Here is a 16,924-nt window from a genome sequence, read left to right as displayed (position 1 = left end):
GAATCAGTTTATAGCTATCAGTAATGCGGAAAAGCTTTAGCCGTCGATCGGGAGCTGAGGGCTCTGGCTCAAGCTGGCAGTTCAGCGATCCGGCCCGCCTCGCTCACGTGGAATCCGGCGGGCCGCGCGCCGGGCTTCCCGTTTCGTCTGGCGTGCCTCTTCCACCGCACGATCGGACAGACATCGCGGGCACACGAGGTCCACTACACGGTGGCGCAGGGCCCGGCGCAGCCGGAGCCCGGGCGGTGGCGGCCACCCGCGGGAGTGACGGTGGACCGTACGCACCCGGACGCCCAGAAGCGCAGCGACCGCAGCGGCGTTGCCGGCGTAGTTGGCCAGGAGAAAGGTCATCTGCGCCTGGTAGCCGGCCGGGAACCGTGCGGCGGACTCGCTCTGATCTTCCGGGCGGAGGAAGGCGTCATGGCGCTCGCAACGCGGCGCCTTCTTGTTGTTCCGGGCGATGCCCGGCGAGCTGATGTCCATAACTCAAGAAGCCTGCCCGGGGTCACCTGTGGACAGCGGGCGGCCATTGAGGGCTTGTCGCATGTGCCCGTCACCGACAAAGGTCGGCGCCCGTCACGCTCAGTGCTGCACCGTCCCGGATCATGACGCTCCGTACCGCCGCTCCCCCGTGCGCTCCTTCCAGTCGGAGGCACCGAACGCCCAGGACCCGCCCTGCGTATCACTGCGGTGGCTGGGGACTGGCCGATGCTCCTTCCGGATGCTCGTTGATCCAGGACAGGCCGCCGATGTCGAGGCGGCGCCGGGTGCGGGTGACGGCCACATAGGCCAGGCAGGCCTCCTTGTCGTCGATCCGGCGGGCCGCCCCCTGCCCTGTGTCGTGCGGCGGGCCGTCGGAGAGTGGGGTGAAGTCGTCGGCGATCTTCACCTGCGCCCATTCGCGGCCTTTGGCCTTGTGGGCGGTGGAGACGGTTACCTCGGACTGGTCTTCGGGGGCGAGATGGGCGACGGCGGCCAGGATGGCGTCAGCGCCGTGGGTGTCGACCAGGTCGACCAGGGGTTGCAGGTCGCGGCCGGCGGGGTCGTGGGCAGCGTAGTCCTGCAGGTCGCCCCAGGTGGTGAACAGGACCAGTTCGGGGTGGGTGGTGCGGCGTCCTTCTTTGAGGTCGCGGGCGGCCAGGGCCAGAGCGCGCAGGCTGTCTCCTCCCCCGGCCAGTGCGACCCGGTGTCCGCCGGACAGCAGCTCCATGACCTGGGCCATCGCGCCGACGTTGGTACGGCACAGCACCGCGTCGGGCCGGGTGACGGGGCCGAGTTCGGTGGGCACGGTGTCGGCGCCGGTGAGACGGATGGGGGCGTCGGCCAGATGCAGCCAGCGGTTGGCTTCCTCGGCGAGGCGGGGGCCGAAGCGGAAGGACCGGGACAGGGCGAGCTGGGTGCCGTCGAAGCCGGTCATGACGTCTTTGGCGCCGCGCCAGTGGTAGATGGCCTGGGCGGAGTCGCCGACCATGACCAGCTGGGCGTGGTCGCGTTGGGCGAGGAAGATCTGCTCGACGACGGGGTTGGTGTCCTGGGCCTCGTCGAGGAGCAGGAAGTCGGCTTCGATCTTCGGACTCGTGAGGGCCCAGATTTTCAGATAGTGGTCGTGGTCGAAGCGGATGGCGCCGTCGTCGGGGTGTTGCAGGTCCACCCAGGCCTTGCGGGCGAACGGGACGATGTGTGAGGCGAGTTGCGCGTGCAGGCTGGGCTCTTCCAGGCCGCGCAGGTGCGGGATGTGGTGGCGGGTGATCGTCGTATCGGCGGTGTGGCAGAAGCGGGCCACGGTGCGCAAAGTGACGTAGGAGAGGGTCTTTTGGGACAGGTCGCGGTCGCCGATGCGGAGGGCTTTGGTGATGCCGAGGGCCTGCCCGGTCTGCCAGGCGGGGCGGCGGGGGGCGTTCAGACGACGGGCGTAGCGGTGGCCGACGGCGGCGTAGGCCAGGGCGTGGGCGGTCTTGCACAGGACGCTCTTGGGGAAGCGCGCGGTGGCGTCCTGGGCGATGGCCCGGTTGTAGGCGAGGTAGCGGCCGCGGCGCGCGGTGGCGTGGGCGAGCTGGGCCAGGGTGGTGGTCTTGCCGGTGCCTGCCCCGGCCTGCAGGGCCAAGTGTTCTCCGGCGTGGAAGGCGGCGGCCGCGGCGGCCTGTTCGTCGGTCGGTTTCAGCACGGCGCGGCTCCGGAAGTGCGGGTCAAGGCGTGCTCGACGGCCGCGATGAGATGGACGGGCGTGGTGTGGGCGAGCAGGTCTTGCAGGGCCCGGTCGAGGCGGTCGGCCTCGGCGCTGGCGTGCTCGGCCAGGGCCCGGTGAACGGCCAGTTCCATAAAGCGTTGGGGTGTCTGGGCTGCGCGGCCGGCCGCTGCCTTGAGGGCGGTGTGTGCGGCGGGCGGGAAGGCGACGTTGAGTAGGATCTTGCCGCATCGGTCGGGGTAGTGCGTGGTGATGACGTCGATGGGCAGCCGGGTGGCGCTCCGGCGCAGCCGGGTGAGGGCCTTTCCTGCAGTCTTGGCGCGTACGACGGTCATGAGCCGGGTGGCGTCGCAGTTGGCGGCGAGCGGCATCGTGCGGGCGGCGTGATGGAGTTCGGCCGCGGTGAGGGGTCGGGTCAGGGTGATTTCCAGGGCGTGGTGCGCCATCGTCACGCCTCGCCGCCGGGGCCGTGCGGAAGGCGGGCGCGGATGTGCGCTGCATGCAGGAGGGGGTCGAAGACCTGCCATCCGGCCAGGGCAAGGTCGGCGGCGTTCGGCGCGGGGGCGTGGGCGGGGCTGCGCTGGGTACGCCAGCGCACCTGCTCCCCGTACGGCAGGCGGCTGAGGTCGTAGACGGCCATCAGCCCGGCGGGCAGGGTGAGTTGCCCACGCTGCGGGCAGGCGGGCAGGAGCTTCCAGACCCCTTTGGGGGCGCCGGGGGCGAGCACGGGCAGCGGGCAGCGGCGGCGGTGCCGGGTCTGGGCCACACATTGGATGTTCTCGACCGGCCGGTCGGCGAGGTATCGGCCCAGCAGCAGCTGCACGACGGGACGGGCGGGACAGGCGCTGTCGGCAGCCGGCTCGGGAGCGGCTGGCGTGGACGGGGCGAAGGCACCTGAGTCGATCAGGCGCCGGGAGCGGACGCCGAGTTGGCGGCGCGTCTCCTGGACGTGGGCGGTCAGGCGGGCCGTTGGAGTGCGGCTCGGGCAGAGCACGGCGTGCGGGATGCGGCACCAGGCGCTGCCGTCGCCGTGCGGGTGGGCAATCCCGCTGCTCAGATGCCAGCGGCAGGAGGCGGGGACGTGAGCGGCAGCCAGTTCGGCGGGGTGCGGGGCGATGGGGCGCTGATCGGCGCGCTGGTAGAAGTCGATGTGATTGCCGCACGCGCGGCAGCGGCCGCTCTGGCCGGTGCGCAGCAGGCGGCTGGGGCTGGTGGCGGATACACGCAGCGGCCGTCGGGGCCGCGCAGCGCGGGGGCTGCCGTCCCAGTGGCAGGGGGCGGAGGCGGAGTTGGGGCACATGGCGGCGAAGGTGCCAGGCGGCACGCCGCTGTGCCGGGACAGCGCCTCAGAGGGTCCTGCGGATGGCGCAATCCCGGGGAACGCCCGCACGACTGAACGAACGTGCGCTCGATGCCGGGTCGCCTGTTCAGGTGATGTCGCGCCGGGGCGGCGGAGTGGCCTGACGGGCGGTTCAGAGTTGCGGCGTGCCGGGTGGGGTGTGGTCTGCGCAGAGGGAGCCGAGGAGCTCGTCGATGGAGACGTCGAAGGCATGGGCGAGGGCGTGCCAGGTAGTGACGCTGCCGGTGGTGTGGCCGTGTTCCAGGTCGATGAGGGTGCGCCGGGCCAGGCCGCTACGACGGGCGAGTTCGTCGAAGGTCCAGCCGCGCTCGCCCCGCAGCCTCGCCAGCGTCACACGCAATGCGAGGAGGTCGGGATCGGGCGGCAAGATCGTCACCCCACCATCCGACGGTGCAGGACCCTGCCCTGTCAGTGCAGACCTCTGCACTATTTGCTAGGGAAGGAGTGGCACTCGGCGGTGGTGGAGTAGGCGCTGCGGCGTGCCCTCTCACCGCCCCGGACGACGCCTGGGGCACACCCGTTCGACGGCACGGATCAGATCGGAGGACAGCGAGCCCAATGAGGCTCTCCACGCACGAAACGGTGCAGCGCATCTGGACGATTCAGCTGCACCCGCAGCCGGGCGGGCCGCTGCTGAGCTGCCCTCAATGCACGCTGCACGGCTACCGACTGCCGGCCGCCTCTGCCCGCTCCGTCGCCCTGACGCACCTGGCCCGCCACGCCCGACGGGACGTGCTGCCCGGGCATTTGCGCACCTGCCAGTGCCGGGCCCGGAACTGCTCCTGGCATCCGCGCCACCGCGGCTGCGCCGGCCCCGTGCTCCTGGCGCTGACCTGCGACCGCAGCGGCCGCGTGTGGCGCCTCGCGGACGCGTGCGCCGCCTGCGCGGCCGCCACCACCAACACCGCCGTCGTACCCGACACCCTGCTCGCCTCCGCACGCGCGCGGCCGACCGGTGCGGCAGCCAGGCACGCCCGTCCACCGCACGGACCGGGCGAGCGGCTGCGCGTACGGGAAATGCTCACCTACCTCGGGGGGGGGGCGCTGCCCCGCTTCTCCTCCCCCGCCGCCCGGCTGCTGGCCCTGCAGTGTGCCCTGCGCGCCGACGGCCGAGGCCGCGTCCGGCTGCCCAGTGGTCTTCTGCGCAGCATGCGGCTGCATGGCCGTGCCGAACTGGAGCGAGCTGGAACATGCCGGGTGGCTTTGCTGTTCCATCCCGCGGCGTGCCCACGTGGAAGCGCGTCTGCTGGATGCGGACATGCAGACCCAGACATCCGGTCGCGGCGCCCGCGCCCGTGCGGCGCACTGGGCCCTGCGTCCTGTTCCGCTGGTCGCACCGCGCGGGATGTCCCCCGTGGTGCAGCTCACCGCTCTGGTCCTGGCAGCCCACACGTCCGACAGCGTCGGAAGCGCGGACCTCGACGTCCTTGCCCGGCTGGGCGGTCAGTCCCCGCAACAGGTGGAGGACCTCCTCGACCAACTGGTCCGCTGCCGCCTCCTGGCCGCCTGGCACCATCTCAGGGAGCACGACGAGATCTCCTGGCGCCTGCCCGAACGCGACACACTGAGCAGCGCCACACCAGGACGGTGAACCCACCGCTGGCCGGTCGTCCCGCTCGGCTCAAGGGGTGCGTAACCGGTCGAAATGGCCGCAACTAGTCACGCGCGCACGCGTTCGGGCAGGAAGTCGACATGCTTTGTTCTTAGTGGCCGGGCATGGCGGTGCGGACGCTAGCGTCCACCGGAGTGTGCACTGCTGCGGGAGGCTGGACGTCATAGTGGAAGCGGTCTCGGATCTTCTCACTCTCAGAACGGACTACGCGGCCAAGCTCGATGCCGACCTGGAGCTCGTCGAGAAGGACCGCGAGCGGGTCCGTGCGGAGATCACCGTACTGCAGGATCAGCTGCATACGCTGGAGGACAATCACGCTCTGCTGCTGAGCATGCGGGAGGCCCTTTCGGATCACTCCCCCGCCGCCTGCCTGGCGCCGGGGACAGACGGTGCAGCCACGACCGGCAGCAGATCTGCCGCTCCGCCCGTGCCCGACGGCATGCCGCTCACGGACGGCAGTGCCGCCGCCGGTCCTGGCCAGGCGGCCGCGGCACCGGAGGAAACGCCGGTGGCCGCGAAGAAGGCGCCGACGCTGCGGGATCTGGTGGCTGGTGAGCTGAAACGGCGGGGCGAGCCCTGCTCGTCGCACGATGTCGCCGCCGCACTGGCTCGGGCGCACCCCGCCAGGAGGATCAAGGAGCCCGCGATGCGTCACGCGCTGGAGGCGCTGGTGGCGCAGGGGCGGGCGCGGCGGGCCAAGCGCGGTTCGCGCGTCTTCTACCTCTCGGCCGGCATACCTGCGGCGGCCGGACCGGCTAGTGACAACGGCACGGGTAAGGGCTGAACTCCGGCCGCCGCGGCGGAGCGTGCTCGTTGATTCAGGCAGCAGCATCGCGAAGCGGCTGCGCGGGCGGCAGGAAGACCGGCATCGTCTGGAAGCCGAGAGCCTCTAGGCCGGCTTGCTGGCGGGGCGTCATCTGGGCGCTGTCCCTGCGCCGCCGGATCAGCCAGGCACCGAGGTGGACCTGGTCGCCGAGGATCTCTTCGGTGTGGTCCTGGGGCATGTCGAGGTGCCCGTGGCGCTGGTGGTACTGGCGGGCGGCGCGTAGGCCGCGGTTGAAGGCCCTCTCGCGCAGGCTGGTGGGGCGGGTCAGCAGCATGCTGTGGGGGTGGGCGTCGGGGCAGGCGCGGGCCAGGGCGGCCAGGAGGTGCTTCTGCTGGGGATCGAGCAGGTGGGAGTGGGTGATCTGGCGGTCCAGCCAGCTGTCCCAGGCGGAGTCACGGCTGTCGTGGCGGTGGTAGGTGCATCGCCAGGTGCTGGTGGTCAGGCGGCGTCTGATCTGCGCGTAGGTGTACTGCCAGCGCAGGCTCCAGAGCGGGTTCCAGAAGGGGTCGATGGCGTTGAGGGAGGCGATGCGGGCGGGGGCGAGGTGGCCGGTGTCGGCGCGGCAGCGCATGGTCTCCAGCCAGGCGGCCAGGCGGCGGTCACGGCCCTGTTCTCCCGAAGCTACGGCGAAGTGACAAGTAGCTCTCTGTAGCGGATCTGGGGTGTGCTTGTCAGCGTTTTTGATCTTCTGGGGTCATCGAGGGCGGTGCTCGGCGAGGTTGGTCCGGTCATGACGACCGGAAGGAGCTTGGGGTGCGGCAGGAGTGGGAGCCGGAGGACCTGATCGAGGTCTGGACGCTGCTGGAGGAGGACCAGGAGCGGCTGCGGAACAAGTCGGGGGCGAACCGGTTGGGGTTCGCCCTGTTGCTGAAGTTCTTCGAGGTGGAGGCCCGGTTCCCGGAAGACGCCGGAGAGATCCCGGTGCCGGCGGTGTCGTACGTCGCTCAGCAGGTGAGGGTGGCGGCGGAGGAGTGGGCCGCGTACGACTGGTCGGGGCGGGCGATCAAGCGGCACCGGATGGAGATCCGGGGCGCGTTCGGCTTCCGTGAGTGCACCGAGGAAGACCAGGCCCAGCTCGCCGAGTGGTTGGCGGTCGAGCTGTGCGGGGTGGAGCTGAACCGGGACCGGCTGGCGGAGGCGGTGGTGGCCCGCTGCCGCAAGGACCGGCTGGAGCCGCCGGCCCCGGGACAGATCGACCGGCTGGTGGGCAAGGCGGTCAGCACCTTCGAGGAACGGTTCTGCGCGGCCACCGTAGGCCGGCTGTCGGCGGCGACCCGGTCCCGGCTGGACGACCTGATCGCCGAGGACGCCGACGCGGACGCGGACAGCGCGGGCGGCGGGGGCACGTTCTTCACCGAGCTGAAGGCGGACCCGGGCGCGCTGGGGCTGGACAGCCTGCTGGCGGAGGTGAACAAGCTCCAGCGGGTGCGCGGGCTTCAGCTCCCGCCGGAGCTGTTCGGGGACGTGTCGGGGAAGCTGGTGGCGGCCTGGCGGGCGCGGGCGGCCAAGGAGTATCCCTCGGACCTGCGGGCGGCGGCCGGGCCGGTGCGGTACACACTGCTGTCGACGCTGTGCCATGTGCGGGAGACGGAGATCACCGACTCGCTGGTGGAGCTGTTCATCCAGCTCGTGCAGAAGATCAACACGCGGGCGGAGAAGAAGGTCGAGGGCGAGTTCACCAAGGAGCTCAAGCGGGTCCGCGGCAAGGAGGGCATCCTGCTGCGGCTGGCGGAGGCGGCGGTCGCGGAGCCGGGCGGCACGGTCCGCAAGGTGATCTATCCGGTGGCCGGGGAGTCCACGCTGAAGGCCCTCGCTGCGGAGGCCGCGGCGAACGAGGCCCGCTACCGGGCCCGGGTGCGCACGGTGCTGCGCTCGTCGTACTCCAACCACTGGCGGCGGATGCTCTCGCCGCTGCTGAACGCGCTGGAGCTGAAGTGCAACAACACCGCCTACCGGCCGGTGATGGACGCGATCGACCTGCTCAAGCGGTACCTGGACCAGCCCATCGCGAAGGAGGGCGCGTTCTTCGACGAGGCGGAGAAGATCCCGCTGGCCGGGGTGGTGCGCGAGGAGTGGCGCAAGGCGGTGGTGGATGAGCGCGGCCGGGTCGAGCGCATCCCGTACGAGCTGTGCGTGCTCGTGGCGCTGCGGGACGCGCTGCGGCGGCGGGAGATCTGGGTGCCGGGCGCGAACCGGTGGCAGAACCCCGAGGACGCCGCAGGACCCGGAGAAGTTCATCGAGGCTCTTCAGAATCGGCTACGCGAGGCCCTGACCCGCTTCGACACGGCGCTGGAGCTGGGCACCACGGGCGGGGTGGACATCGTCAAGAGACACGGCGAGCCATGGATCAAGGTCTCGCCGCTGGGCAAGCAGGAGGAGCCGGAGAACCTCGTCGCGCTGAAGACGGAGATCGAACGCCGCTGGGGCACCATCGACCTGATCGACATCCTCAAGGAGGCCGAGTTCGCCACCGGCTTCACCGGCGAGTTCACCTCGGTCGCCACCAGGGAGGCGGTCCCGAAGGCGGTGCTGCGACGCCGGCTGCTGTTGGTGCTGTTCGCGCTCGAGACGAACATGGGCATCAAGCGCGTCGCGGTCACCGGCAAGCACGGCGAGAGCGAGGCCGTCCTGCGCCGCGTACGGCACCTGTTGTCAACCGGACCAACATGCGCGCGGCGCTGGTGCGGCTGGTCAACGCCACCTTCGCCGCCCGCGATCAGGCGTGGTGGGGCGAGGGCACCGCCTGCGCGAGCGACTCCAAGAAGTTCGGCTCCTGTTATCCGGGGCGGCCGGAGGCCGTCCGCTACGCAGCATGAGTGATCTCTAGAGTGTGTCTCTCCTGCTGTCACGGACGGTGTATCCGGGGCGCGTACGTTGCGGCCCGTGACGACAGCAATGGATCTCTCTGGGCCCCGAACGCAGCGCCTCACACTTGGTACTGGCGAGCGGACGTGGACAGTGCTCGGCCGTGACCACCGCGTGGTGGGGCCGGCGGAGGAGTACCTGGAATACCTGCGGGCGCAGAAGGTCTCGCCGAACACGGTGAAGTCCTACGCCCGGGCCCTGGCGTTGTGGTGGCAGTTCCTGGACGCCTTCGGGCTGTCGTGGGACGTGGTGACGCTGGAGGACTTCGGCGCCTTCCTGACCTGGCTACGGACCGGTGAAGGGCCGCAGATCACATCTCTGACGCCCGGGGAAGCTCGGTTCGGTGAGTCGACGGTCGCGGTGCGGCTGCGCGGGGTGCTGTCCTGTTACGAGTTCCACCAGCTCAACGGCGTCGATGTCGGCCGTGATCTGCACCGCCTGGTGCACAGTGCCGGGGGCCGCTACAAGCCGCTGCTGGAGCACATCGCGCGGCGCAAAGGTCGTCGCGAGAGCGTCATCCGGGTCCGCCAGCGCCATGCCGGGGCGCCCCCGGTGCTCACCCCGCAGCAGATCGATGGGATCTGCGATGCGTGCGCGGTCTGGGACTTGGCCCTGCGCGAGTGGCGGGGGTCCGTACGTGACCGCCTGCTGTGGGCCCTGCTCGCCGAGACCGGGCTGCGGCTGGGCGAGGCGCTCGGGCTGCGGCACCGGGACTGGCACACCGGCCGCGGCGACACGCCGTTCATCGAGGTCGTCCCACGCGAGCATCCGCACCGGGTGCGCGTGAAGGGCGGCGGCTACCGCAAGCTCTACATCTCCGACGAACTGGATCGGCTCTACGGCGAGTACCTGTGGCAGCTGTGCGACGCCGGAGCGGACATGGCGGTCGGCGACCTCGACGACTGGTACGTCTTCGTCAACCTCGCCCGTGAGCCCCGGTTTGCGCCATGGCAGCCGGACAGTGTCTATGACCTGGTGGACCGGCTCCGCCGCCAGCTTTCCGGACGTGTCCCCGACAACTGGACGCCGCACTGGTTCCGGCACAGCCACGCCACCGCGCTGCTTCTGTCCGGGGTGCCGGTCCACGTGGTCTCCCGCAGACTCGGGCACGCCGACGTGCAGACCACGCTGAACACGTACGCCCACGTCACCGAGGACGCCGAACTGCGGGCCGTGGCCGACTGGAAAGCGCTGACCGCCAGGTGGCGGGCCTCGATCGAGGCCATCGAAGCGATCGGACTGTGTTCATGAGCGTCAACGTCACGCTGGAGAAGCTCAGCGAGCCGATCGGCTTCCGCCCGGAGACCCTGGACGTGCTGTGGTCGCAGATCCCAGCGGGCCTGCGGACAGTGACCTGGAACTCGCCAGACATCCCCGACGAGTTCACGGAAGGCTTCACACGGCCTGCCGGACGCGCGCCCGGCCACCGCTTCACGCTGGATTTCGCCAGCCTGCCTCCCGCCATTTCCCGCGAACTGACCTGGTGCGCATGGCAGTTCATCGCCATCGGCGCCAAGGTCCCGGTGCCCACCTTCCAGACCCTGGTACGGCGGCTGAACGACGCCTTCGAGTCGATGCCCCAGGGCCAGATCCCGGCCTCTCTGCTGGAGCGCACACCGCAGTGGTGGTATCGCACGCTGGCCGCCACCCGCGCCCGCCGGACCGGTGAGCTTCCGGCGCTCAGTACGCGCCGGGCGATGGAACGCGTGCTGCGACGCTGCTACCAGATGCTGTGGTGGGCCTGTGACGACCAGCCGTGGTGGCAGCGCGAGACCGGGGGACTGCGACTCGATCCCCGCATCCCCCGCCGCCCGCACGAACCGCAGGGGGCGGGCCGGCTTTCCTTCCACAGCCTGAATCCGTTCTGGCTGCGGCGGGGACTCCAGTGGTACCTGAAGGTGCACATGGAGACCGGCGAACTGACCTGGTCCACCGCCCGGGCCCGCCGCGGGGGCATCGGCTTCCTCGGCGACTACCTCGAACAGCAGCCCGTGCCGGGCCCCTGGCTGTGCGACGACGCTGCCGCATTGCGGGCATTCATGCTCGACTACCGCAGCCACCTGTGCCAGCTGCCGGCCCGTGGCGGGCCGAACCGCGGTCAGCCGCTGTCCCAGCTGCGGATCACCGACCTGATTACCGACGTCGAGCAGTTCTACGTCTTCATGCACGACCACCAGGAGACGGCCGCCCGCGCTCTCGACGAACCCGGCTGGCTGCAACTTGGACCCCATCACACGGTGCTCTGGAGGCGCAGCGAGAAGAAGCGTCCCCGTGTCCGCCCCGACCTGCAGTACGTCATCGGTGACAGCGAACTCAGCCAGATCATGGCCAACATCGACCTCCTCGGACGCCCCGAGGACGAAGGCGGACTCGGCGACCCGCAGGTCATGCACGTGCTGATGCTGCTGGCCCGCACCGGGCGGCGGATCAGCGAGATCGTCATGCTCGACCGCGACCCACTGCTGCCCCTGAACCGCCCCACCCCGGCCCCGGAGGACGAAGGCGCCTTCGTCGCCAAGCTCCGCTACCAGCAGACGAAGATCGACAAAGCCCCAGACACGATCATGGTGGACTCCGAGATCGTCGCGATCATCCAGGCTCAGCAGCAGTGGGTCGACGAGCACCGGGCAGCCGACTGGCTCCCCGGCACCCGGCCGAAGTACCTGTTCCTCGCGCGCAAGCTCAACCGCCGGGCCGACCGGGCGCTGACCGTCGAGGTCGTCCGCGACAAGCTCACCGAGTTCGCCGCCCGGCTCGACATCCGGGACGAGGCCGGGCGGCTGGTGGACTTCAACCGCACCCACCGATTCCGGCACACCAAGGCCACCAGCCTGCTCAACGCCGGGGTCCCGCTGCACGTCGTCCAGCGGTACTTCGGCCACATGTCGCCGACCATGCTGATGAACTACGCGCAGACCCTGGCCGAGACCCACGAGCGGGAGTTCCTGCGTTACCGGAAGATCACCGCCGACGCCCGCGAGCTGTCCACCGATCCACACGACCTCTACGACATGCTGGAGCTGGACAAGCGCACCGACCGGATCCTGCCCAACGGGCTGTGTCTGCTGCCGCCCCGTCAGGCATGCGCGAAAGGAAACGCCTGCTTGACCTGCGACAAGTTCGCCACGGACGCCACCTTCCTCCCGGAACTCACGGCTCAGCGGCAGCGCACCGCCCAACTCATCGAGGAACGGCAGCAGGCATTCACGGCCCGGACCGGGCAGCCGATGGGCGAGGACAACGTCTGGCTCGCCGGGCGCCGCCAGGAGCAGGACGCCCTCGGCCACATCATCCTCAAGCTGGAACAGACCCGTCGCGCCGACGGGCCCTTGCAGGCCGTCCGCGGGGCCGGCGTCGAAGCCCGCACCGATGCGATCACCCGTGACCGGGACGGGAGGTGACCGGCATGCGCGGAAACCCCGACAACCTCCGCCAGGCCGCAGCCCGCAAGAGCGCCGCCGCCCAGGCCCGCGCCGAGCAGGGCCTGCGGGAGTTGATCCGCCAAGGGCAGCCCATCACTTTCCGCGGCCTCGCCCAGACCGCAGGCGTCTCGCTCGACTTCCTCTACCGGTGCACCGAGATTCGCCGACGAGTCGAGCAGCTGCGGACCCAGCAGCGAAGCCACCCGCCACAGTCGGCCACGCAGCCGCCCGACGACTCGCCCAGCAGCGTCGTGCGCACCCTCACCGCCCAGCTCGCCGAGCTCAAGCGGCGGCACCGCGACGAGGTCCAAGCCCTGAGGCAGGCCCTCGAAGCCGCCCAGAGCGAGAACCTCGAACTGCGGCGCCGCCTCGGCCCTCGGCACACCACCCATCCCGAAACATCCTGACGGCGACCTTCTGCCGTAGTCCGGCCTCAGTGGGGCGCCGCGACCGCAGTGGTGCTCCAGGCCCGCCCGATCTCGGCGGTCGGAAATGGCGTCCGCTTGCTCTCGGTGAGCAGACGGCGGGCGAATTCGCCGAAGATCACGGCAGCTCGGGAATGCCGGTCGATGATCGCGGCGATCTCGCGTGGGACGCCATCGGGCCGGTGGCCGGCGATCCACTCGCGCAGGAACGCCTCGTGTTCCATATCGCCGCGCAGGCCATCGGGCAGGTGGTGGCGGAGCAGATGACTCGCAGTATGGCAGCGGTCATACGAAAGATGGTCGGAGAGGAACTCTGCCTCGGCCGCTGACAGTTCGAAGCCGGAACTCAGGGCGAGTCCGAAGTCCGCGAAGTACAGCAGCCGACCGTCGGTCAGGACATTGGCGAAGTGGGCGTCAAAGTGGACGAGTCCGTGCGAGCTCATGAAGGCAGTCCCTCGCGAAAGGGCCTCCTCCACCCACAAGTACGGCGATCCCTCCCCGCCCTCCGGCGCGGCGGTCCGGTAGTCGTGCAGCCAGTCGCCAAGTGTCTGCGGGACGTGTTCCAAGAAGAGCACCAGGCTGGACGAAGACCGCCCGATGGACTCCAGACGCTCGCGCACGGCCGATGAGCCCTCCCAGTGCGCGACCGCACCGTCGATGCCCCCGAACTCGTCGGCGAATCCTTCTGGAGGGGAGTCGGGCAGGATGCGCCAGTGGTACATCAGCGGAAAACCCTCGTACTCGTTCCCGAGGACCCAGTTGGTGGTCATGACGTGCACGGCCAGCTCTCGCCAGGCCCCGAACCCCGCTGAGCCCACCCCGTACTGGTAGAACATCGGCAGTCCGAAGAGGTTCGCCGTCGACCGCGCATTCTCTGGCCGCAACTCGGTGTCCGTCAGGGGGACCCGCTTGACGAACACCCGCGTGCCATCGATGTCCAGCTCCGCAGACCTGCCGCCGATGCCGGACCCGAGCGGGGCTGCGGCGGCCACGACCTCACCGAGCCGACAGTCACTCAGCAGAGACAGACGCGTGGCCACCGTCCCATACGCGGCGAGCCGCGCGGCATACCGCGGGTCCGGATGGTGCATCGACGACTCCTCGGTGCCCAGAGCCAGGGCTTCGGCGCTCTCTCGGACGTGGTCGACCCTATCCGCCGGGGCTGTCGAAGGAGCAGGTGCTCGAAGTCGCCCGGCGCGACAACGCTGCCTCAGGCCATGACCTGCCCCCGCCACGAGACCTCCTGACATCGATCTCTTACGGACACGACCGCAAACGCTCTACCTGCGCGAACACCCACTGTTCACCCATTTGCCCCGGATACGGTCTGGTCCTCGAACTTCATGACCGAGTGGCACCAGCGGTACCGCGGACCCGGCGTGATGATCTACTGGCACGTCGAGAAGAAGTCGCTGTGCGTCTACAGCCAGCTCAAGTCCTGCTCGGCCTCCGAGGTCGCGGCGATGATCGAGGGCGTGCTGCGGCACTGCACGGACGTGGAGATCGACCGGCAGTACACCGACACGCACGGCGCCTCCATCGTCGGGTTCGCCTTCGCCCACATGCTCGGCTTCAACCTGCTGCCCAGGCTGAAGAACGTCGGCTCCGCGCGGCTGTACCGGCCGGCGGCCGGGGAGGACGAGAAGTGGCCGAACCTGGCGCCGGTCCTGTCGACCAAAACGATCGACTGGGACCTGATCCGCCAGCAGTACGACCAGATCGTGAAGTACACCACCGCCCTGCGCCTGGGCACCGCCGAGGCCGAGCAGGTCCTGCGCCGCTTCACCCGCGGCGGGCCCAAGCACCCGACGTACCGGGCGATCGAGGAACTGGGACGCGCGGTACGTACGGCGTTCATCTGCGACTACCTCGCCGACGCGGACCTTCGGCGCGAGATCAACGACGGGCTCCAGGTCGTGGAGAACTGGAACTCCGCCAACCACGACCTGTTCTACGGCAAGGACGGCGACCTGACCGGCTCCGACAAGGAGTCCCAGGAGGTCTCCATGCTCGCCTTGCACCTGCTCCAGTCGGCGTTGGTGCACGTCAACACGCTGCTCCTCCAGGAGATCCTGAGCGAGGAGAAGTGGCAGAAGCGGCTCACCGACGCCGATCGGCGGGCGCTGTCCCCGCTGTTCTGGACCCACGTGAACCCCCTACGGTCGGTTCGAGCTGGACATGAACTCACACCTCGCCCTCGCCGCCGAGGCATCCCTGGTGCCCGGCCCCCGTAGGGCGTCCGACTCGCAGACCCCTCAACCTGCACCGCGCGGCATGACCAGGCCGGAAGCCTGAGCGCGGGGCGGAGCCGTCACACTCCCGCCTGGCACCCGGCGAGTACGGACCAAGAGCCTGCTGCAACGGCCCGGTGTGCATCTTTGACAGCCAGGCCCTGCGGGCTCACAGATCGTGCCGGCGGACGGCAACCACGGCGACGACTGCTGCGGCGAGGGGCCAAGCCGCGTACACGATCCACGACCCGCTGATGGTCGCCGGGTAGGGGGCTGATTCGAAGGGGTCGCCCATCTGCACCAGTCGTTCCCACGCACTGCGGGGCAGTGCGTGAAGGATGGCGGACGACCAGCGGTGGCGGTCGTTGAGGAGGAACGGCAGCAGCAGAAGGATTCCGGTGAACGTCACCAAGGTGGCTGCGGTGTGCCGGATGAGGGCGCCGAGTCCCATCCCGACGAGCGCGCACACCGGAGCGAGCAGCGCGGACGCCGCGACGGCGCGGAGCGCGCCGGGGTAGCCGAGGGACAGTCCGATGCCCCGACCGGACAGGATGGCCTGTGTCACGCCGAAAGAGGTTCCCGCGACGACCGCGCCGTAGACGAGCATGACTGCCGTCACGACGGCCATCTTGGCCGCTACGACCGATCGGCGGGCCGGTACTGCCGCGAAGGTCGTGCGGATCTGGCCGGTGCTGTACTCGCCGACGACCGTAAGCGCGCCGATGCTGCCGGTGGCGAGTATCAGGACCATGCAGGCGCCGATGGTGAAGGCGTCCCGCATGGCCCAGATGGGAACGAAGAGGGCTCGGATCCCTTCGTTGTAGGTCGGCCAGTTGTTGTAGTCCGCGACGGCCGCGCTGATGTTGATGGCGATGATGACCAGCGCGCTGACCCCGAACGCCCAGGAAATGGACCGCAGCGACCAGAGTTTGATCCACTCGGCGGCAAGGAGGTCCCGGAAGCGGGCGCCGGGCTCGGCGGCGCGCACGGCAGTCGAGACCCCCGTCTGCTGTGTGGTGGTCGAGGTCATCGGGATTCTCCTGCGAGGTATTCGACGCTGTCGGCAGTGAGTTCCATGAACGCCTCCTCCAGCGAGGCGGTGCGGGTGGCCAGCTCAAGGAGCACGATGCGGTGGTGGGCGGCGAGTTCCCCGATGAGGGCCGCGCTCAGGCCGGTCACGGTGAGCCATTCCTCTGCGTCGGTGACCGAGTCGTCCGGCTGTACCGAAGCACCCTCGGCTTCGAGCACGGCTGCCAGCGCGGTGGGGTCGGGCGTCCGCACGGTCACGCGCTGGCGGGTGCCGCGGGCCGCGAACTCCGCCACGCTCTCGTCGGCGATCAGCTCGCCCCGGCCGATGACGATCAGGTGCTCGGCGGTGTTCTGCATCTCGCTCATCAGGTGGCTGGAGACGAACACCGTGCGCCCCTCGGCCGCCAGCCGCCGGAACAGGCCGCGCACCCATCGCACGCCCTCCGGGTCCAGGCCGTTGACCGGCTCGTCGAACAGCAGCACCGGAGGGTCCCCGAGCAGAGCCGTGGCGATGCCGAGCCGCTGTTTCATGCCCAGGGAGAACCCGCCGATGCGGCGCCGGGCCGCAGGAGCCAGTCCTACCTCCTCAAGGACCTCGTCCACCCGGCGCCGCGGAATACCGTTGCTGCGGGCCAGGGCGGACAGATAGGCCACTGCGCTGCGACCGCCGTGGACATCATGGGCGTCGAGCAGGGCACCGGCGTGGCGCAGGCCGCGCGGATGGTCCCGGAACGGGTGACCGTCGATGGTGGCGGTGCCGCTGGTGGGTTCGGTCAGGCCGAGGAGCATCCGCAGTGTGGTGCTTTTGCCTGCACCGTTGGGGCCGAGGAACCCGGTGACGTGGCCGGGGCGCACGGTGAAGGTCAGGCCGTTGACGGCAGTGGCCTTGCCATATCGCTTGGTCAGTTCGTTGACTTCGATCACCCGGCCAACGGTGCCGGGGAGAGTGCCCGTCCGGCATCGGCCCG

The 16,924-nt window shown here is 70.0% G+C and carries 15 protein-coding genes and 2 pseudogenes; 8 read left to right on the top strand and 9 right to left on the bottom strand.

Features of this window, described 5'->3' with window-relative positions; all coding sequences use genetic code 11:
- Positions 1-81: 81 nt before the first annotated feature.
- The 5 genes from ABZ078_RS31480 to ABZ078_RS31460 all read right to left on the bottom strand — a co-directional run bounded on the left by ABZ078_RS31480 (position 82) and on the right by ABZ078_RS31460 (position 3,921).
- Complete coding sequence (locus ABZ078_RS31480) at positions 82-483, bottom strand: hypothetical protein (protein WP_356580867.1); 402 nt, start codon at positions 481-483, stop codon at positions 82-84.
- A gap of 199 nt (positions 484-682) precedes the next feature.
- A complete protein-coding gene (locus ABZ078_RS31475; protein ID WP_356580903.1) occupies positions 683-2,161 on the bottom strand; it encodes a UvrD-helicase domain-containing protein in 1,479 nt (492 codons plus the stop codon).
- A complete protein-coding gene (locus ABZ078_RS31470; RefSeq protein ID WP_356580865.1) occupies positions 2,158-2,631 on the bottom strand; it encodes a hypothetical protein in 474 nt (157 codons plus the stop codon). Before ABZ078_RS31470 ends, ABZ078_RS31475 begins: the two co-directional genes overlap by 4 nt.
- Positions 2,632-2,633: 2 nt before the next feature.
- Positions 2,634-3,485 (bottom strand): DUF6083 domain-containing protein, encoded by an 852-nt coding sequence (locus tag ABZ078_RS31465; protein WP_356580863.1) that lies wholly within the window; start codon positions 3,483-3,485, stop codon positions 2,634-2,636.
- Positions 3,486-3,657: 172 nt separating this feature from the next.
- A complete protein-coding gene (locus ABZ078_RS31460; RefSeq protein WP_356580861.1) occupies positions 3,658-3,921 on the bottom strand; it encodes a helix-turn-helix transcriptional regulator in 264 nt (87 codons plus the stop codon).
- Positions 3,922-4,803: 882 nt separating this feature from the next.
- Here ABZ078_RS31460 and ABZ078_RS31455 point away from each other — a divergent pair.
- Both ABZ078_RS31455 and ABZ078_RS31450 read left to right on the top strand, forming a co-directional pair.
- On the top strand, positions 4,804-5,136 hold the full coding sequence (locus ABZ078_RS31455; protein ID WP_356580859.1) for a hypothetical protein: 333 nt from the start codon (positions 4,804-4,806) through the stop codon (positions 5,134-5,136).
- A 187-nt stretch (positions 5,137-5,323) separates the two neighbouring features.
- Complete coding sequence (locus ABZ078_RS31450) at positions 5,324-5,941, top strand: hypothetical protein (protein WP_356580857.1); 618 nt, start codon at positions 5,324-5,326, stop codon at positions 5,939-5,941.
- A 34-nt stretch (positions 5,942-5,975) separates the two neighbouring features.
- Here ABZ078_RS31450 and ABZ078_RS31445 read toward each other — a convergent pair whose 3' ends face one another.
- The gene (locus tag ABZ078_RS31445) at positions 5,976-6,554 is read right to left on the bottom strand and encodes a helicase associated domain-containing protein (RefSeq protein WP_356580855.1); all 579 of its coding nucleotides are present in this window, start codon (positions 6,552-6,554) and stop codon (positions 5,976-5,978) included.
- A 182-nt stretch (positions 6,555-6,736) separates the two neighbouring features.
- Here ABZ078_RS31445 and ABZ078_RS31440 point away from each other — a divergent pair.
- The 5 genes and pseudogenes from ABZ078_RS31440 to ABZ078_RS31420 form a co-directional block, all read left to right on the top strand.
- Positions 6,737-7,135 (top strand): annotated as a pseudogene (locus ABZ078_RS31440) (DUF4158 domain-containing protein); the annotation flags it as partial.
- Positions 7,136-8,075: 940 nt separating this feature from the next.
- A complete protein-coding gene (locus ABZ078_RS31435) occupies positions 8,076-8,804 on the top strand; it encodes a Tn3 family transposase (RefSeq protein WP_356580901.1) in 729 nt (242 codons plus the stop codon).
- 138 nt (positions 8,805-8,942) lie between these two features.
- A complete protein-coding gene (locus ABZ078_RS31430) occupies positions 8,943-10,100 on the top strand; it encodes a tyrosine-type recombinase/integrase (RefSeq protein ID WP_356580854.1) in 1,158 nt (385 codons plus the stop codon).
- Positions 10,097-12,250, top strand: a complete 2,154-nt coding sequence (locus ABZ078_RS31425; protein WP_356580852.1) for a tyrosine-type recombinase/integrase — start codon at positions 10,097-10,099, stop codon at positions 12,248-12,250. Before ABZ078_RS31430 ends, ABZ078_RS31425 begins: the two co-directional genes overlap by 4 nt.
- Before the next feature lie 5 nt (positions 12,251-12,255).
- A complete protein-coding gene (locus tag ABZ078_RS31420) occupies positions 12,256-12,678 on the top strand; it encodes a DUF6262 family protein (protein WP_356580850.1) in 423 nt (140 codons plus the stop codon).
- 26 nt (positions 12,679-12,704) lie between these two features.
- On the opposite strand, the gene ABZ078_RS31415 is transcribed toward ABZ078_RS31420, so the two are convergent.
- Entirely contained in the window at positions 12,705-13,787 is a 1,083-nt protein-coding gene (locus tag ABZ078_RS31415) for a protein kinase family protein (RefSeq protein ID WP_356580848.1), read from the bottom strand.
- Between the two features lie 252 nt (positions 13,788-14,039).
- Between ABZ078_RS31415 and ABZ078_RS31410 the strand changes: the two are divergent.
- Positions 14,040-14,991 (top strand): annotated as a pseudogene (locus ABZ078_RS31410) (Tn3 family transposase); the annotation flags it as partial.
- A 105-nt stretch (positions 14,992-15,096) separates the two neighbouring features.
- Here ABZ078_RS31410 and ABZ078_RS31405 read toward each other — a convergent pair.
- Entirely contained in the window at positions 15,097-15,957 is an 861-nt protein-coding gene (locus tag ABZ078_RS31405; protein WP_356580846.1) for an ABC transporter permease, read from the bottom strand.
- The gene (locus tag ABZ078_RS31400; RefSeq protein ID WP_356580844.1) at positions 15,954-16,880 is read right to left on the bottom strand and encodes an ABC transporter ATP-binding protein; all 927 of its coding nucleotides are present in this window, start codon (positions 16,878-16,880) and stop codon (positions 15,954-15,956) included. The genes ABZ078_RS31405 and ABZ078_RS31400 overlap by 4 nt, the downstream gene beginning before the upstream one ends.
- Between the last annotated feature and the right edge of the window lie 44 nt (positions 16,881-16,924).

The sequence above is a fragment of the Streptomyces sp. NPDC006385 genome (assembly GCF_040612485.1).
Classification (GTDB): domain Bacteria; phylum Actinomycetota; class Actinomycetes; order Streptomycetales; family Streptomycetaceae; genus Streptomyces.
The sequence above is the reverse complement of the archived record's forward strand: the minus strand, read 5'-3'. Positions and strand labels throughout refer to the sequence as shown.